1 protein-coding gene is annotated in these 218 nt (G+C 55.0%); it reads right to left on the bottom strand.

What is annotated here, in order from left to right; all coding sequences use genetic code 11:
• On the bottom strand, positions 1–218 hold a 218-nt coding region (locus tag HJG58_RS18815), incomplete at both ends, for a hypothetical protein (RefSeq protein ID WP_376740080.1).

Here is a 218-nt window from a genome sequence, read left to right as displayed (position 1 = left end):
TCTGTACCTGCCACGACTGTTGCAGTGGTGCCATCAGGGAAGCTCACCGTCACGGTTGAACCAGCTTCTGCTGTACCGCTCACCGGATCAGTCGCATTGATTGGATCAAGCACTGGTGCATTTGGTGCGGTGGTATCAATCGTCACCACTGCTGTATCGGTACCCGCATTGCCTGCTGCATCTGTTGCCGTCACGGTAATGGTGTGTGGACCATCAGT

The sequence above is a fragment of the Acinetobacter geminorum genome, from assembly GCF_013009345.1.
In the GTDB taxonomy this organism is placed as follows: domain Bacteria; phylum Pseudomonadota; class Gammaproteobacteria; order Pseudomonadales; family Moraxellaceae; genus Acinetobacter; species Acinetobacter geminorum.
This window is presented reverse-complemented; position numbering and strand designations above follow the sequence as displayed.